Annotated in this window: 17 protein-coding genes, 2 tRNA genes and 2 pseudogenes; 11 read left to right on the top strand and 10 right to left on the bottom strand. The window is 36.6% G+C overall.

Annotation, left to right across the window (positions count from 1 at the left end; translation table 11 throughout):
• Positions 1–4: 4 nt before the first annotated feature.
• Entirely contained in the window at positions 5–1,309 is a 1,305-nt protein-coding gene (purB, locus tag MCS_RS01005; RefSeq protein WP_004854529.1) for an adenylosuccinate lyase, read from the bottom strand.
• A 10-nt stretch (positions 1,310–1,319) separates the two neighbouring features.
• A complete protein-coding gene (rpe, locus tag MCS_RS01000) occupies positions 1,320–1,994 on the bottom strand; it encodes a ribulose-phosphate 3-epimerase (RefSeq protein ID WP_004854527.1) in 675 nt (224 codons plus the stop codon).
• 148 nt (positions 1,995–2,142) lie between these two features.
• Between rpe and MCS_RS00995 the strand changes: the two genes are divergently transcribed.
• Both MCS_RS00995 and dksA read left to right on the top strand, forming a co-directional pair.
• A complete protein-coding gene (locus MCS_RS00995; RefSeq protein WP_024864248.1) occupies positions 2,143–2,676 on the top strand; it encodes a flavin reductase family protein in 534 nt (177 codons plus the stop codon).
• A gap of 342 nt (positions 2,677–3,018) precedes the next feature.
• Entirely contained in the window at positions 3,019–3,435 is a 417-nt protein-coding gene (dksA, locus tag MCS_RS00990; protein WP_004854524.1) for an RNA polymerase-binding protein DksA, read from the top strand.
• Between the two features lie 41 nt (positions 3,436–3,476).
• Here the strand turns inward: dksA and MCS_RS00985 are convergent, their stop codons facing one another.
• Entirely contained in the window at positions 3,477–4,016 is a 540-nt protein-coding gene (locus MCS_RS00985) for a flagellar biosynthetic protein FliO (protein WP_004854521.1), read from the bottom strand.
• 214 nt (positions 4,017–4,230) lie between these two features.
• Between MCS_RS00985 and MCS_RS00980 the strand changes: the two genes are divergently transcribed.
• Entirely contained in the window at positions 4,231–6,774 is a 2,544-nt protein-coding gene (locus MCS_RS00980) for a response regulator (protein ID WP_004854520.1), read from the top strand.
• Positions 6,775–6,960: 186 nt separating this feature from the next.
• On the opposite strand, the gene purN is transcribed toward MCS_RS00980, so the two are convergent.
• The gene (gene purN / locus MCS_RS00975) at positions 6,961–7,572 is read right to left on the bottom strand and encodes a phosphoribosylglycinamide formyltransferase (protein WP_004854518.1); all 612 of its coding nucleotides are present in this window, start codon (positions 7,570–7,572) and stop codon (positions 6,961–6,963) included.
• Positions 7,569–8,651, bottom strand: coding sequence for a phosphoribosylformylglycinamidine cyclo-ligase (gene purM, locus MCS_RS00970; protein ID WP_004854516.1), 1,083 nt, complete (start codon positions 8,649–8,651; stop codon positions 7,569–7,571). The genes purN and purM overlap by 4 nt, the downstream gene beginning before the upstream one ends.
• A 188-nt stretch (positions 8,652–8,839) precedes the next feature.
• Between purM and MCS_RS00965 the strand changes: the two genes are divergently transcribed.
• From MCS_RS00965 to MCS_RS00935, 7 genes are all read left to right on the top strand, one after another.
• Positions 8,840–10,042: an AI-2E family transporter gene (locus tag MCS_RS00965; protein ID WP_004854515.1), complete on the top strand. Its 1,203-nt coding sequence runs from the start codon at positions 8,840–8,842 to the stop codon at positions 10,040–10,042.
• A gap of 5 nt (positions 10,043–10,047) precedes the next feature.
• On the top strand, positions 10,048–10,737 hold the full coding sequence (gene hdaA / locus MCS_RS00960; protein ID WP_004854514.1) for a DnaA regulatory inactivator HdaA: 690 nt from the start codon (positions 10,048–10,050) through the stop codon (positions 10,735–10,737).
• 457 nt (positions 10,738–11,194) lie between these two features.
• Positions 11,195–11,271, top strand: a tRNA-Pro gene (locus MCS_RS00955).
• A gap of 100 nt (positions 11,272–11,371) precedes the next feature.
• Positions 11,372–11,677 (top strand): ETC complex I subunit, encoded by a 306-nt coding sequence (locus MCS_RS00950; protein ID WP_004854513.1) that lies wholly within the window; start codon positions 11,372–11,374, stop codon positions 11,675–11,677.
• Between the two features lie 39 nt (positions 11,678–11,716).
• Positions 11,717–11,793, top strand: a tRNA-Arg gene (locus tag MCS_RS00945).
• A 204-nt stretch (positions 11,794–11,997) separates the two neighbouring features.
• Positions 11,998–12,279 (top strand): type II toxin-antitoxin system RelE/ParE family toxin, encoded by a 282-nt coding sequence (locus tag MCS_RS00940; RefSeq protein ID WP_004854509.1) that lies wholly within the window; start codon positions 11,998–12,000, stop codon positions 12,277–12,279.
• Between the two features lie 17 nt (positions 12,280–12,296).
• The gene (locus MCS_RS00935; protein WP_004854507.1) at positions 12,297–12,596 is read left to right on the top strand and encodes a HigA family addiction module antitoxin; all 300 of its coding nucleotides are present in this window, start codon (positions 12,297–12,299) and stop codon (positions 12,594–12,596) included.
• A 37-nt stretch (positions 12,597–12,633) separates the two neighbouring features.
• On the opposite strand, the gene MCS_RS00930 is transcribed toward MCS_RS00935, so the two are convergent.
• The 5 genes and pseudogenes from MCS_RS00930 to MCS_RS00910 all read right to left on the bottom strand — a co-directional run bounded on the left by MCS_RS00930 (position 12,634) and on the right by MCS_RS00910 (position 15,614).
• Positions 12,634–13,671 (bottom strand): tyrosine-type recombinase/integrase, encoded by a 1,038-nt coding sequence (locus tag MCS_RS00930; protein WP_004854505.1) that lies wholly within the window; start codon positions 13,669–13,671, stop codon positions 12,634–12,636.
• A gap of 2 nt (positions 13,672–13,673) precedes the next feature.
• Complete coding sequence (locus MCS_RS00925; RefSeq protein WP_004854504.1) at positions 13,674–13,919, bottom strand: hypothetical protein; 246 nt, start codon at positions 13,917–13,919, stop codon at positions 13,674–13,676.
• 130 nt (positions 13,920–14,049) lie between these two features.
• Complete coding sequence (locus MCS_RS00920; RefSeq protein ID WP_004854503.1) at positions 14,050–14,538, bottom strand: DUF488 domain-containing protein; 489 nt, start codon at positions 14,536–14,538, stop codon at positions 14,050–14,052.
• 69 nt (positions 14,539–14,607) lie between these two features.
• Positions 14,608–15,039 (bottom strand): annotated as a pseudogene (locus MCS_RS00915) (lambda exonuclease family protein); the annotation flags it as partial.
• The gene (locus MCS_RS00910; RefSeq protein WP_004854500.1) at positions 15,012–15,614 is read right to left on the bottom strand and encodes an antA/AntB antirepressor family protein; all 603 of its coding nucleotides are present in this window, start codon (positions 15,612–15,614) and stop codon (positions 15,012–15,014) included. The gene MCS_RS00910 and the pseudogene MCS_RS00915, both read right to left, overlap by 28 nt.
• Before the next feature lie 70 nt (positions 15,615–15,684).
• Between MCS_RS00910 and MCS_RS00905 the strand changes: the two are divergent.
• A pseudogene (locus MCS_RS00905) lies at positions 15,685–15,971 on the top strand (lysozyme); the annotation flags it as partial.

Below are 15,971 nucleotides of genomic sequence, written 5' to 3'. Positions count from 1 at the left end.
TTTGTTACTTTCCAAAGACACGTTTAAAAATCGTGTTGATGTGTTTTGTATGGTAAGAAAGGTCAAATTTTTCACGAAGTTCCGCTTCATTTAAAACTTTTGTCACATCTTTGTCGTTGAGTAATTCTTCTAAAAAATCTTTTCCTTGTTCCCAAACTTTCATTGCATTTCGTTGTACAATCCGATAAGAATCTTCACGGCTTATACCAGCTTGTGTAAGCGCTAAAAGCACCCGTTGTGAATGAACAAGTCCTCGGAATTTATTAAGATTTTTTTGCATATTTTCTGGATAGACAATTAAATTTTCAATAACAGATGTCAGTCTGGCAAGAGCGAAATCCAGAGTAATGGTAGCATCAGGGCCAATATAACGCTCGACAGATGAATGAGAGATATCACGTTCATGCCAGAGTGCTACATTTTCCATGGCAGGGATTGTAAATGCACGTATCATACGTGCTAGCCCCGTTAAATTTTCTGTTAAAACTGGATTCCGTTTATGAGGCATTGCGGATGAGCCTTTTTGCCCAGGTGAGAAATGCTCTTCTGCTTCAAGGACTTCTGTCCGTTGTAAATGGCGAATTTCTGTGGCAAGCCTTTCAATGGATGAGGCAATAACACCAAGCGTTGCAAAAAACATAGCATGACGATCTCGTGGTATAACTTGGGTGGAAACAGGTTCAGCACGCATGTTTAGTGCTTTTGCTACATGTTCTTCGACGCGTGGATCAATATTTGCAAAAGTTCCAACAGCTCCTGAAATAGCACAAGTGGAAATTTCTTCACGTGCAGCAAGAAGGCGTTTGCGACAACGGAAAAATTCAGCATATGCAAGAGCAAATTTAACGCCAAATGTTGTCGGTTCAGCATGAATGCCATGACTCCGCCCAATTGTGATTGTCTCTTTATGTTCAAAAGCACGCTTTTTTAATGCTTCAAGAAGTTGATCTATATCTTTTAATAAAATATCACTAGCACGCATTAACTGAATATTGAGTGTCGTGTCTAGAACATCTGATGATGTCATGCCTTGGTGGATAAAACGCGCTTCTGGTCCGATAAATTCAGCCAGGTGCGTTAGAAATGCTATAACATCATGCTTGGTAATTGCCTCAATTTCATTAATGCGATTGACATTAAATTTTGCTACTTTACCTTTTTCCCAAATGATCTTTGCTGCTTCTTTAGGAATGATCCCCAATTGTGCGAGTGCATCGCAAGCATGCGCTTCTATTTCAAACCAAATACGATATTTTGTTTCAGGGGACCAAATTTTCACCATTTCAGAGCGGGAATAACGTACTATCATAATTTTTTCCTTATTGTGAGAGGATTGCAGCTTGGCGCAAAGCATTAATACGTGTTTTGTAAAGCTCTTTGCTTCCATTTTTATAAATTGCAGAGCCTGCAACAAATACATTGGCTCCCGCTTTTGCAGCTATTCCAATTGTATCAATCGTGATACCACCATCAACTTCAAGATCAATCGGCCGGTTAGCGATCATGCTTTTCACTCGTTTAATTTTATTTTCCATTTCTGGAATAAAACTCTGTCCACCAAAACCAGGATTGACTGTCATGATCAGGATAAGATCTAATTGATCAAGGAGATAATCAAGTACATATTCTGGTGTGCTTGGATTGATTGAAATTCCCGCTTTTTTGCCCATTGTTCTGATTGTTTGTAGCGAACGATGCAGATGAGGATTTGCTTCAGCATGAATAGTTATAATATCTGAACCAGCTTTTGCGAATGCTTCAAGATAAGGATCTGCTGGTGCGATCATCAAATGAACGTCAAATATTGCTTTGGTTAATGGGCGGAGCGCCTTGACGACATCGGGGCCAAAGGTGATATTAGGCACAAAATGGCCATCCATAATATCAAGATGGAGCCAGTCCGCACCGGCATCAACGACATCCAATACTTCTTGGCCAAGTTTAGAAAAATCAGAAGCCAAGAGTGAAGGTGAAATGAGATGGGAACGAGGCATTAAGTTCTCCTTGGTTGGCCTTGTTTAGCATGTAGTTCCATATGTTGAAACATCATTTGTATTATGATGTAATAGAAAAAGAATATATGTAATAAATTTTTTTATGAAAAATATTTCTTGAAATTGTAAAACTATATAAATGAAAAATATGTCAAATCATACAACACATTTAGCGCCTGAACTTCAACATATTGTTACCGTTTCTCCGCAGGAATATCGAGACACTATGAGTTATTTTGCAGGAGCTGTACATATTGTAACAACAAATGGCATTAAGGGAAAGCGCGGGGTAACTGTTTCAGCTTGTTGTTCTTTGTCCGATGATCCTCCAACTGTTCTTGTTTGCCTCATGCGTCATAATCCGAAGAATCAGTTATTTATGGAAAATGGGAATTTTTGTATTAACAGTTTGGCAGGAAAACACCGCTCATTAGCAGATATTTTTTCTCGGCGTTGCAATTACACGCAGATGGAATGTTTTGATATAGTTCGATGGAGTACGTTACAAACTGGAGCACCTAGTCTTTCAGATGCTTTAGCATCCTTTGACTGTCGTTTGATTTGTTGGCATGAACATGCAACACATTACGTTTTGATTGGTGAAGTTGTTGCAATTAATCGTAATCAAGAAAAAGACGCTTTGATATATTTGAATCGTAGTTACCGCACCCTGCCTTTATAAGTTTTTCCCACACTAGGACAATTTGTTGTTGTGGAGATGATTTTTATTAATAGGTTTGCGTTTTTGCTTAATGAAAAGGAAAATTATGCTGTATGATTTCGAAAGTTTGTGTTTTCCTTTTTTATAAGTTTGTAAGGCATAATGAGAAGATGGAGATATGGAAGTACTCTGATCAGAGTTATTATTAAGAGGAGTACATGCTGCTATGGTAAAGTGGCTGAAGTTCTCAAAAATTATTTTAAATACGTTTGTATGTTGTTATAAAAGAGCATTTTACACTTGTGTTGATTGGTGTTGCACAATATATAGACCGCACATACCATATATGGAGGTTTTTATGGCATGAGCGAAGAGATTGATGTTCAATATCGTCCTAGTGAAGATGAGCCGTTTATGAATGAACGGCAAAAGGCATATTTCCGTGCTAAATTAGTTTCATGGAAGAATGATATATTAAAAGAAGCGCGTGAGACTCTGGAAAATTTGCAGGAAGATAATGTTGGTCAACCCGATTTAACTGACAGAGCATCTTGTGAAACTGACCGTACAATCGAATTACGTGCTCGTGATCGACAGAGAAAACTCATTTCAAAAATAGATGCAGCTTTGGAGCGCATTGATAATGGGACTTATGGTTTTTGTGAGGAAACTGGTGAACCTATTAGTATAAAACGTCTTGAAGCTCGACCAATTGCAGTTTTGTCGTTGGAAGCACAGGAACGTCATGAGCGACGAGAAAAAGTCTATCGTGATGATTAAAATGTAAATAACTAAAACACACAGTATTAGAATTTAGTATTTCACTTTCTTTGGGCAGGGATAAATAAAGAGGGCTCTTGCCGTCCTTCAATTTCAGCGGTGATTGCGGAATCTTCCAAATGTTGATTCATAAAAGAGGTAGAGATATCTTCCTGCATGTGCTTTTTTTCATTTGTAGAAAGAAGTATATTTTCTTCAAGTTTAGGATTTGAGTCGGCTTCTGTTATTGTTGATGTTAGTTGCATTCCTCTCTTTTGTTTCTGAATACTCTTTTGTACAATAGGCATGCTGGTAATATTAGATTCTACAACGATATCTTTTGTCCCACCAATAAGAATTAAATGCTCTCTTTCATCACAACGTACTAAAATGAGGCGACGCGTGCGATCAATATCAATTGCATCGCATAGCTTTAATCGCAATTGATGCTTTTTTCTTTTTCCAATGAACCCCCTTGTATTTAAACGGCGTAAAAATAAGAAAATTGTACCAATAATCGCAATTGTTATTATAAAAAACACAAGGATCATGATTACATTTGCCGCGTATGTACCTATTTGGCTTGATAACCAGATATGCATAGAACTTCTCCCATTTCATCATGGAAATATTATTTTTATTTAGACAAGTTTGTAAATATACCCTTAAAAGATTCACTCATAATGTAAAAATAAAATCTTTTTAACATTGAGTAGTTTTTATTAGACAGATATTATCATAGTGTATACTTCATAACAACGATTATAATGGCAATTTTTGGCATAAGAAGCAGCCATAATCAAGGCAAATAAAGATATGGATAAAGGTTTTGAGAATATTGAAAGATCATTGCCTCCTTCTGTGTATCGCAGAGCAGTGGTTTGGGGTATTATTTTTATAATAGCTTTTCTCTTTATAATGGGTATTTTAAGTTTATTTTATCCTCAAAGCTATTTTCAAAACGCTGTATTTATATCTTTTTTTGCTTTAGCAGTTATGGGTGTTACTGCACTCGTTCTGAGTGGAATAGGAATTTTAAGATATAATGCAGCGTTTTTGCACGAAGAGTTTGATTTTAGCATATTTAACAATATTGATGATGCAGTTATTGTTTCTGATCTTTCAGGTTTTGTTTATTATGCTAATCAAAATTATCGAAACATTCTTACCTATGAGTCTGGGGCTTCTTGTTATGTCGTGATTGCTAATCTTCCTGGAGCTGGTGCGCTTTCCTATCGCTTAAAGGTTGCTGCCTCTCGTCATCTTGCTGCTCAAGAAGAACTAAGGGTAGAGCAGCCACTTTTTAGTCATTCAACACAAAAAAAATCTATTTGGTACAATATTTCTGTTCAGCCAATCACAAAGCGGGGAAAAAAGCTTTTATTTTGGCGTATTGTTGATATTTCCCATTTGCAAGCACATCGTGAAGTCTTTTTTTCAAATCTTCAAGAGGCTATCAATCATTTAGATCAAGCTCCTGTAGGTTTTTTATCTGTTAATTCACAAGGGACAGTTCTTTATGCAAATGCAGTTTTTGCAGAATGGTTTTCAATTGACTTAGCAAATTTTACTGTTGGTCAATATAATTTTGATCAATTATTTGATAGCATTGAAGTAAATGGTACATGGAATGATATTTGTTTGCAAAGCAAAAAATATCAAAGTTCAGGCTATTCTTTACCTTATACTTTTTCGTTTTGTTTAAATTCAGAAACCGGTGTTAAGAAAATATTGAATTGTTTTATGTGTGCTTCTTCTCTTTTAGAGGATGAAGCCATTTATCGTCTTGTAATAATTCCACGGCAGATACAAAAAGAAGAAGGCAGTGATCACACAAAATTATCAAGTGTATTTACAGAGTATTTTAATGAGAGTCCTTTCGCAATAGCAGTAATAAATCAAAAAGGACAATTGCTTCACATGAATCATGCCTTTTCCTCATTAACGGGATCTATGGGAAAAACATCTTATCTTTATGATGTTATATCTCATCGTGATTGCGCGCATCTGGAGCGTACTTTACAGAAAACTATAACAAATAAAAATAATCCAGTTTTGATAGAAACAGTTTTAGAAAATAATGAAGAACGTCATTTGCGTCTTCATATTATGCCTGTACCACCATATCATGGTGATGCATTACATGATTTGTTCATTATCTCTGTCGTAGAAATAACAGAACAAAAAACGCTTGAAGATAAAATGATGCAAAGTCAGAAAATGCAAGCTGTTGGGCAATTAGCCGGTGGTATTGCTCATGATTTTAATAATGTTTTAACGGCAATTTTGATGTCATGTGATCTTCTTTTAAATACGCATCGTAGTTCTGATCCCGCGTATGCTGATCTTATTAATATTAAAAATAATGCTAATCGTGCTGCTGCACTTGTGCAACAATTATTAGCTTTTTCTAGAAAACAAACACTTCGTCCTGAAAAAGTTGATTTTACAGAATTTTTATCAGATATTCGTAATCTGATTTTACCTCTTTTAGGCAATAATATTCAGTTGAAAATTATTCATGGTAGAGATTTGTGGAGCGTTGAAGTTGATCAAGCCTCTTTTCAGCGTGTTATTATGAATTTAGTTATTAATGCGCGTGATGCTATGCCAAATGGAGGTATTGTTACGATTGCAACAAACAATATTACAAAACAACAGAGTGCTGAATTTGATAATGTTGGTTTTGCGATTGGTGAGTACGTACAATTAACTATTTCAGATACAGGAACTGGTATATCAGCTGCTGTACAAGAAAAAATGTTTGAACCATTCTTTACAACAAAAGAAGTTGGAAAAGGAACAGGTCTTGGTTTATCAATGGTTTATGGAATTATAAAACAAACAGGTGGCTATATTTACTGTGATAGCCGAGAAGGAGAAGGAGCTACATTTCATATTTTCCTTCCTCGTTATGTTTCTGAGATTGGTAATGAAATTTCTCAGCAGATTATAAAAGGAGAAGAACAAGAAAAGAATACAGATTTAACAGGATTTGCAACTGTTTTATTGGTGGAAGATGAAGATGCTGTCAGAATGGGTGGGGTAAGAGCTCTGCAAATGAGAGGTTATACCGTTTTAGAAGCTGCAAGTGGGGTGGAGGCACTCACTGTTCTTAAGGAACATAAGGGAGCTGTTGATATTATTGTTTCCGATGTGGTGATGCCAGAAATGGATGGGCCAACTTTATTAAAAGAAGTGCGTAAAAGCTATCCTGATATAAAATTTATTTTTGTTTCTGGATATGCAAAAGATGCTTTTGCTAAAAATCTCCCGCAAGATGCTATTTTTGGTTTTCTATCTAAACCATTTTCACTCAAACAGTTAGCTCTGTCAGTTAAAGAAATGCTTACACAATAAAAGAGCGAAGTTATATGTTTTTTAGATTCTTAAAACGGAAATTCAGAGTCTTTTAAAAAGAGAGTTATAGATAATTATGTAATCCTCAGTAAAATAAGATGGACTTGTTCGGATACACACGTTTAGAATGTTAGGGAAAGTATTATATTACATATAACTTTTTGATAACACTGTAGATTTCTCATTTTAAAATGAGAAAAGCTGCTGTTGTTCATCTATTATTTTATGATTTCCTTCAATGAAGATTTTTAAGGCTTTTGGATAGAGCTTGTGTTCAGCTTTAAGAACTCTTTGGGCCAAACTATTAGCGGTATCATTTGGATATACTGGAACAGCTGCTTGGGCGAGAATTTTTCCAGCATCCATTTCTTCTGTTACAAGATGAACTGTACAACCAGTGATTTTAACACCTGCCTGTAAAACTCTTTCATGTGTGTTCAAACCTTTAAATGAAGGTAAAAGAGAAGGATGAATGTTTAAAATTCGCTCTTTATAAAGTCTTATAAAATGTGGTGAGACCAGACGCATATAACCAGCAAAGCAGATAAAATCTGGTTGATATTGGGCTAAGACTGTCAGAATAGATTCTTCATGTGCTTCTTTAGATGGATAATTTTTGCGCTCTACAACATGAAGAGGTAAGTTATTGATACGTGCTTTTTCAATACCGCTAGCATGAGATTTATCACAAATAACGGCAACGATTTCCGCAGGATATTCTTTTTGTTTGCTTGCTTGAGCAAGAGCAACCATATTGGATCCATTACCAGAGATGAAAACAACAACTTTTTTTTTCATAAATGAAGTGCACCTTTATAGAGTATTCCTTTATCTTGGTGTTTTGTTAAGACTCCGAGGGAAGTAACAGTTTCTCCTTGCATTTCAAGTGCTTGTGTAATTGTTTCAACGGCTTTTTGTGCTACAATAATAATCATACCAATACCGCAATTGAATGTTCGCAGCATTTCTGATTGCTCTATATTACCTTGTTTGGCAATCCATGAAAAGACTGATGGAGTGTGAATGGCAGAAAGATTTATTTCAGCGCAAAGAGAAGATGGAAGTACACGGGGAATATTTTCAGGAAAACCTCCTCCAGTGATGTGAGCAAGTGCTTTGATGCCGTTATAATTTCGCATGATGGGTAAGAGTGATTTTACATAGATGCGTGTCGGCGTAAGAAGGGCTGTACCAAGGGTGGTTTGAGGATCAAAAGGAGCGGGATCTTCCCATTTTAGATTACTCTGTTCAACAATTCGTCTGACTAAAGAAAAGCCATTAGAATGAATTCCAGATGCATTTAATCCTAAAATAATATCACCTTCTGTAATGTCTTTTGAAGGGAGTAATGCGCCACGTTCGGTAGCTCCTACAGCAAAGCCTGCTAAGTCATAATCTCCTTCCGCATACATATCAGGCATTTCTGCTGTTTCTCCACCAATAAGAGCAGCACCTGCTTGCTTACATCCTTCTGCAATACCAGAAACGATCGTAGCACCTTGAACAGGATCAAGTTTTGCGGTTGCAAAATAATCAAGGAAAAACAATGGTTCAGCGCCTTGCACGAGTAAATCATTAACACACATAGCTACAAGATCAATCCCGACAGTGTTATGAATATTTGTTTCAATGGCAATTTTTAATTTTGTTCCTACTCCATCATTGGCTGCTACAAGAACAGGATCTGTGTATCCTGCTGCTTTTAAGTCAAAAAGACCACCAAATCCTCCAATTTCTGCATTTGCACCAGCTCGTTTTGTTGAGCGTATGAAGGGTTTAATTTTTTTTACCATGGCATTACCCATATCGATGTTTACACCCGCTTTTGCGTAGGTAAGACCACTTGATTTATCATTTATGAAATCTTGATTGCTCATCGGAGTCTTTCTTTATGGAAAACCAGCTATTAATGTTATGCAATGCCATGATCGGGTTATCTCTGCAAGAGATATTAATGTTGTGTTTAAAAAATAAACGGCTTTATTTGACCAAGGTAGAAGAAGTTTATAAGTTTTTGTAAAGAATTTTTTTAGGATTTGTAAAGAATTTTTTTTTAAGGTATTTTATGAATAAAATATCAGATAGTCATGATCAATCTGCTGTGCAGCTTATGAAAAAAAAAGTTTGTGAGAATAGATCTCATAAGAATTATCAGGCTTATGTGCCAGCTTATACGCAAGTTCCATTACCAAACAATATGAAAAAGCAAATTTTTTTCTGGCTTGGTACGCTAATTTTTTTCATTCTTTTTATGTTGGTTTTTGGGTCTATTTTGCTTCCTTTTGTAGCAGGAATTGTGCTTGCCTATTTTCTTAATCCCATTGTTCAATTGCTTGAAAAATATGGTATTAGTCGTGTTTTTGGCACTATTCTGATTACCTTGTTTATTGTTATTATTTTTGTTGCTGCTTTAATTATTCTAATTCCTATTATCAGCTGGCAAATACAGCAGTTTACGAGCAATGGTTTACCTATTTATATTAACCGTATTCAGACTTTTTTGGTTGAGCATGATTTTGGTTGGGTAAGACGCTATTTTGGAAGCGATCCAAATGAATTACAGAGTAACATTAAAGGACTTTTGGGACAAAGCTCTGATTTCATTACGTCTCTCTTAAATTCACTTTTGAAGTCAGGGAAATCTATTGTTAATATCGTCAGCCTCTTCGTTGTTGCGCCTGTAGTTGCATTTTACATGTTATTAGATTGGCCTCGTATGGTTGCTGCAATTGATGCACTGATTCCACGGGATCATCTTGAAACTGTTCGTAGTATTTTTCATGAAATGGATAGGGCTATCGCTGGATTTGTTCGTGGGCAAGGAACAGTTTGTCTAATATTGGGAGCGTATTATGGTATTGGTTTAACTATAACGGGACTTAATTTTGGTCTTTTGATTGGTATGTTTATTGGCCTTATTAGCTTTGTTCCTTATATTGGTACAATGAGCGGTTTTGTGCTATCTGTTGGTGTTGCGTGGGTCCAGTTCTATCCGGATAACTGGGGATGGATTGTTGTTGTTATAACACTCTTTTTTATTGGTCAATTTATTGAAGGTTATATTCTACAACCCAAACTTGTAGGTTCGTCAGTAGGACTGCATCCAGTGTGGTTGATGTTTGCACTTTTTGCATTTTCTTCACTTTTTGGTTTCACTGGTATGCTTGTTGCTGTTCCTGCGGCGGCCGCTGTTGGTGTTTTAGTTCGTTTTGCTCTCCATACTTATCTTAATTCCCAGATGTATTCGTGTAATGGAAGTTCGGAGTAGCAAGAATGAACAAGCGCGAAACGCAATTGCCCTTGAATTTTTCTTATAATCCGGCTTTCCAGTTTGATGATTTGGTTGTAACAGAGAGTAATCTTATGGCTTTTCAGCTTATTGATTGTTGGCCAGATTGGATCTTACCGATTGCAATTTTGATTGGAAAAGAAGGATCTGGAAAAACGCATTTTTCTAGCGTATGGGCGCAGAAAGCTGGTGCTTTATGTGTTCATCGTGATGAAATTGATCAAGCTGTTGCTATTGCTTCTTCAGGGCGGTCATTTTTAATTGAAGATATTGATGCGGGAACAATTAGTGAAACAGGGCTTTTTCATTTGATTAATAGTGTTAAACAAGCGAATCTTGATGTGCGTCAGGCTACTTTGTTGATCACCGCACGTACAGTACCTTCTATGTGGAATTTAAAATTAAATGATTTAAAGAGTCGTCTTAATTCAGTCATGTTAGTTGCGATTAATCAGCCTGATGATGCATTGTTGATGGCTGTCGCTTTTAAATTTTTTTCTGATAAACAAATTATCGTGCATCCAGATACTGTTCATTATCTTGTAAGCCGTTGTGAACGTTCTTTATTTTCGCTGAAGCGCGTTATTGATTCTGTTGATCGTTTGGCATTACAAAGGAAAAGAAAAATAACACGTGCGGTCATTGCTGAAGTTCTCAACATGCAAGTCCAGTAAAAACTGCTTTACGGTATAGCTTAAATTATTCAAAAATACTTGTTATTTTCAAGCGTAAAGATGGTTCTGCCTTATGGATTTCGATTATATTTTTTATGAAGGAATCGGAAAATTTTGGTAAGAAGAAAATGAGATATTTCTTTAGAGTAGGCCTATAAATTATAATGCAATGGAGTGCTGTTCTTAAGTGCGGTGGTGCTTTTTAAATTAAAGTTCTCTCAAAATAATTTGAATAATTGCAGATTTGTGCGTAAAGGTTAAATTTTGTCTATGTAGAGCAGATTCTTTGTTTTTTTAACATCATTTACATATGCCAATTAGTATATCATTTAGCATAAAAATTTTAAAACAGTTATTATTTGTAAAGAAATACAACAAAATTAAAAAAAATGTATTTTTGCTCTTGCACTTCTGTTGTGAAAATTTTAGGGAATGTGCATCGAATAAATGTAAATGGCGGAGCGTAGCGCAGTCTGGTAGCGCACCTGATTTGGGATCAGGGGGTCGTAGGTTCGAATCCTATCGCTCCGACCATATTTATGCTATATTTAATTGAATGTAAAAAATGCCCCAATTGGGTTGTGTTGTGGAGATATTATCATTTAAACGTTGTGTAGTCTAAAGGATAAGAGCTATGATTGCACGTATTTATCGTCCTGCAAAAACAGCTATGCAGTCAGGTAAGGGAAATACTAATTTTTGGATTTTACAGTATGAGCCGTCACAGAAAAAGATGCTTGAGCCTCTTATGGGATATACAGCTACATCTGATGTGAATGGTCAGATAAGAATTCAATTTAATATGAAGGAAGAGGCGATTGCTTTTGCGCACAAGAATGCTATCCCTTATCGTGTAGAAAAAGCATATAAGTCGATTCGGCGTGTTGTTTCTTATTCTGATAATTTTCGCAGCGATAGGCCGCAACCTTGGACACATTGAGTTAATGGGTATCGCCTTGAATGAGAAAATCGATCAATTGGTCCCGTAGCTCAGCTGGATAGAGCAACGGCCTTCTAAGCCGTGGGTCACAGGTTCGAATCCTGTCGGGATCACCATATTTTAGTAGAATCAATGTGTTATATGAAAGTTCGGGAATTTTGATTCCATTGATTCTTTTAACTTATTTTTATGTTTATCCCTAACTTTTTTGTAGCTTATTCTGAGATATTTTATCAAAATATGAAACCAGATTTTCCAGTATGATGCTTGACTCTTATTGTCATTAACCGTATAGTTATAGTATACGATAAGGGGCGCTAATGGCAATTGTGAGTTTCAAACATAAAGGCTTGAAATTATTTTATACAACAGGTTCTACAAAAGCTATTCGATCAGATCACGTGAAAAAGTTACGCGTTATCTTAACGGCTTTAACAAGTGCTACTACGCCTGAAATGTTAAAAGCACCTGCCTTTAAAATGCATCCTCTTAAAGGTGAACTTACAGGATACTATTCTATATGGGTGAATGGAAATTGGCGTGTTACTTTTCGCTTTATAGGAACAGATGTTGAGCTTGTTGATTATCAAGATTACCATTGATGAAAGGAACGAAAAAAATGATGCATAATCCTGCACATCCGGGCGAAGTTCTAAAAGTAGCTTTCTTAGAAGAAATGGGACTAACAATACAAAAATTAGCCGACCATCTCCATATGACAAGAGCTTCTCTATCAAGAGTGATTAACGGGCATGCTTCTATGAGTACCGAGCTTGCAGTTAAATTAGAATTAGCTGGTTTTAGTAAAGCAAAATTTTGGTTGGATATGCAAACAAACTATAATTTATGGCAAACAATGCAACAGGTACAACCACCTATTTCTCCTCTTGTTTCTGATTCATCTCAAACATCGCTTTGATTATACTTTGGTTTGTTTTTAGCCGCTGCCCATTACCCTAACTTTTTTGTAGCTTTTTGATTGCTTCTATTGCAAGTCGTTTTCTATCAGCTGTTTTGGTATAAAGGGATGCCATTTTATCTTCTGTCCAGCCAAAAAGCGCTTTCATTTGTGAAACCGTAGCACCAGCATTGGCCGCACGTGTTGCTGCTAATTTTCGCAATCCGTGTGCTGATTTTTTTATACCCGCCGTATTACATGCTTCACGAAAGAGGTTGCCAAAGCTTTCTTTGACAAGCTTATTTCCACCTTTACCACAAATGAATGTTTCATTACCTATGGGACCAATTTTAAGGGTTTCCTCTAGTTCTGGTAAAATAGGAAGAAAAACATCTGTTTTAAATTGGCTCTTTTCTGTTTTGAGATGAATGATATTATCTTTGACGTCTTTCCAGCCGATACGAACGGCATCACCACGGCGCAAGCCTGTATAAAGAAGAACATCAATCCATACGCGTTCATGTGTACCATGTGACCAACGGTGATAATATTTATCTATGTCCTCTTCTAGCCATGGCAGTAATCCCTCACTGTTCAAAGATTTTGGTGCTTTTATATTAAAGGCAGGATTTCTATTTAAAAGGGCATTATCAACCGCCCAATTAAAGAGACCGTTTAAAGAGGTCAAAAAATGTTTTGCTGCTGCGGGGGTATCCCGCCTTCTGTCTACGGCGTCAAGGATATGGTGTCTTTCTATGCTTTTATATGCACGATCACCAATATGTTTAGAAATATTATTCAGAATTCGATATTTAACTTTTTTAGTGGATTCTGATTGATTATGCCATTGCATGCTTTGTAAATACTGATGCAATAACCAATCGAAAGACCCTTCTGTAAGTCTGGTGTGTCTTATTTTCTTGGAGATGCCATTTTGTGCTTGTTTAATGGCAAGCGTATAATTATCGACGAACTCTTGCGTTCCATAGGTTCCTTCAATCCGAAACCGTGATCCATGACCAATACGTACATACCATATAACTTTACCATGGCGTGTACGTTCACGAACAAGATGTGGTGGACGACGCTTTGGCATGGCTAAAACTTTATATCATCGACAGAAGGGCAAGATTTATTGGTGCTGTATTCTTCTTGCTCGTTTTCAAGCGGTGGAAAATCGTTGATGCTATAAACATTACTTGTTGTTGATGCTGTGGTTTTATTGATATGAATTAATAATTCCCCTGTAGGTTTGATTTCTATGAGTTCGCATCCTTGTTTTTTAGCTTCTCTTAAAGCACGAGCAATAGCTGGTTGGGTTATGGTAGCAGGGCGTGGCGCCATGTTTTTTCTCCTTACATTTAGATGCAATTCACGTGTGGCGTGAATCACGCATTACTTGAAAGTGTTAGGAAAGGGCGGGGGTGCTAGGGGAAAAGCACCCCCATATTTAAAAAGTTTGCAAGTTTATTTTTTAGATGTGCTTAATTTCATATTTCCAATCAGGAAATTGAGTGAGAGCTAATGCGAGTTGTCCTCTATGACACATGCATACATTGGCTTCAAAACAGGTGATTGCAACGCGCTTTTTGTTTAAAAACATTTGATATAATTTGTTTATTGCACAAGAATTATTCTTGAGAGTTGTATTTTGATAATCTTCAAAAAGGCGGTCATAATCCTTTTGTGTTTTCAAATTTCTTCGTTTTTCAGAAGCAATTCCAAGTTCAGGCATATGCATATATTCAATATCTATGTTGCTTACAGCTTTCTCTAATTGTCTTTTCGAAAATCCGTGTTTTCTACTTATTGGATTTTTACGAACATCACATAAAGTTTTGATCTTATTTTCTATGAGACAATTAAGATAATTCTCAAGGGACTTCCGTTCATAGCCAATGGTAAAAAAACAAAATTCCTCATCTTTAGCAGGCTGTATGATAATATGTTTGATGTTACACACGTTTAGTTTCCTTATGTAAAAGGGCGGGGGTGCTAGGAGGTATGCGTTAACACAAGCACCCCCATAGAGTTAAGCAGCTCTTGCCAAGATCTGCTTCATGTCTTGATCTATTTCCGCTAAGAAGGTTTCGACAGCTTTATTGATCTCTTCAATGTGTTTCTTATCACGGAGTATGCGTTTGATTTTCATTCTCAAACGAGTAGATCTCCCTACAAATTGTGGATTATAACTTACGAAATGACACCATTTACGTCCAGTGCACGCCATTTGGAATTGTATCTGCGCAATATATTCAGGCTTGATATTGCCATCCATAAAAAATCGTAAATGGTTGGCTGATTGTGGGCATTTGATTTCAACTAAACCGTCTTCACCAACGAACCCATCAGGGCTTGCACCAGCCATTTCCATTGTGGGATGTTGGATAAATCCGCACCTTGTGACCTCTGTGTCATAAATGAAGGCATATTCTTTCAAGGCATCATCCTCATGTTCAATGCCCCGAAAGTGCGTCGATACACCCAACCTTTTTGCTGTAAGAAGAGAATGAATTGCTTTGGTTGCATCTCGAGTATTTTAGCGGCTTCTGTAAGACCGAAGAGTCCATTATGACGCTGTAAGCTTTCAAGTGCCATTGCCTTTGGTTTTAAATCTTCAATGATAGTATCTTTTTGATTTATTTGTCCTTGTAGGTAATTCAAAAAGCCAATCATCGCTTGTGAACTTGAGTAATCGATTTGTGGTGTAACAACTTGTTTTACATGCCGCTCGCATTCAATGAAATATTGACGGGCTTCTTTACTTTTTTCATTACGCTCTAACATGGAAAGTTCTTTTGCCATGTCTAAGGTAAGGTGGTATTCCATGCTTGGACGCCCTCTTAAGGATTTCGCTAAAATTTTAGCGAAAATTATAAAATCTTGATTTTCTTGGAAATTATATTCTTTAATACGATTTTTAATCCAATCTCTAAAATTGGAATTAACTTCCAAAAATGCATGCAATTCACGAGCGTTGACCGTTTGAACGGTTTCGTGTTTGATTGTATTGTGCTGGATAGCAATAGGCTTTTCCATTACGAACCTCATATTGGTGGGATTGAAAGGGGAGCTTTTAAAAACGCACTATGTATGGTGAACAGTTGGGGTAGAAAAAGCAGTTTGTGTGAATTTAAGCGACGAGCAGTTCGGCGCTCTTGTTTCCTTTTGTTATAATGTAGGTATTGCAGCTTTCCAAAACTCTACATTGCTTAAAAGGCTTAATCGGGGGGATTATGAAGCTGTACCAACCGAATTGCAGAAATGGACTAAGGCGAGTGGAAAACGTTTGCAAGGTCTCGTACACCGGCGTGTCGCAGAGGCAGGGCTATGGGCTAAAGGGGCTTATGTTTCCTCCAATTATCAAACAGTCGAAATGCAAGCACCAACGGGGGT

This window comes from Bartonella doshiae NCTC 12862 = ATCC 700133 (assembly GCF_000278155.1).
GTDB classification, from domain to species: Bacteria; Pseudomonadota; Alphaproteobacteria; order Rhizobiales; family Rhizobiaceae; genus Bartonella; species Bartonella doshiae.
Note: the sequence above shows the minus strand (reverse complement) of the source record. Positions and strands in the feature narration are given on the sequence as shown.

Coding starts and splice junctions, on each gene's coding strand:
- MCS_RS00965 (WP_004854515.1), top strand. CDS start 8,840: ATGAATAAAATATCAGATAGTCATGATCAATCTGCTGTGCAGCTTATG.
- MCS_RS00995 (WP_024864248.1), top strand. CDS start 2,143: ATGTCAAATCATACAACACATTTAGCGCCTGAACTTCAACATATTGTT.
- MCS_RS00980 (WP_004854520.1), top strand. CDS start 4,231: ATGGATAAAGGTTTTGAGAATATTGAAAGATCATTGCCTCCTTCTGTG.
- hdaA (WP_004854514.1), top strand. CDS start 10,048: ATGAACAAGCGCGAAACGCAATTGCCCTTGAATTTTTCTTATAATCCG.
- dksA (WP_004854524.1), top strand. CDS start 3,019: ATGAGCGAAGAGATTGATGTTCAATATCGTCCTAGTGAAGATGAGCCG.
- rpe (WP_004854527.1), bottom strand. CDS start 1,994: ATGCCTCGTTCCCATCTCATTTCACCTTCACTCTTGGCTTCTGATTTT.
- MCS_RS00910 (WP_004854500.1), bottom strand. CDS start 15,614: ATGGAAAAGCCTATTGCTATCCAGCACAATACAATCAAACACGAAACC.
- MCS_RS00930 (WP_004854505.1), bottom strand. CDS start 13,671: ATGCCAAAGCGTCGTCCACCACATCTTGTTCGTGAACGTACACGCCAT.
- purN (WP_004854518.1), bottom strand. CDS start 7,572: ATGAAAAAAAAAGTTGTTGTTTTCATCTCTGGTAATGGATCCAATATG.
- MCS_RS00935 (WP_004854507.1), top strand. CDS start 12,297: ATGATGCATAATCCTGCACATCCGGGCGAAGTTCTAAAAGTAGCTTTC.
- MCS_RS00985 (WP_004854521.1), bottom strand. CDS start 4,016: ATGCATATCTGGTTATCAAGCCAAATAGGTACATACGCGGCAAATGTA.
- purB (WP_004854529.1), bottom strand. CDS start 1,309: ATGATAGTACGTTATTCCCGCTCTGAAATGGTGAAAATTTGGTCCCCT.
- purM (WP_004854516.1), bottom strand. CDS start 8,651: ATGAGCAATCAAGATTTCATAAATGATAAATCAAGTGGTCTTACCTAC.
- MCS_RS00940 (WP_004854509.1), top strand. CDS start 11,998: ATGGCAATTGTGAGTTTCAAACATAAAGGCTTGAAATTATTTTATACA.
- MCS_RS00925 (WP_004854504.1), bottom strand. CDS start 13,919: ATGGCGCCACGCCCTGCTACCATAACCCAACCAGCTATTGCTCGTGCT.
- MCS_RS00950 (WP_004854513.1), top strand. CDS start 11,372: ATGATTGCACGTATTTATCGTCCTGCAAAAACAGCTATGCAGTCAGGT.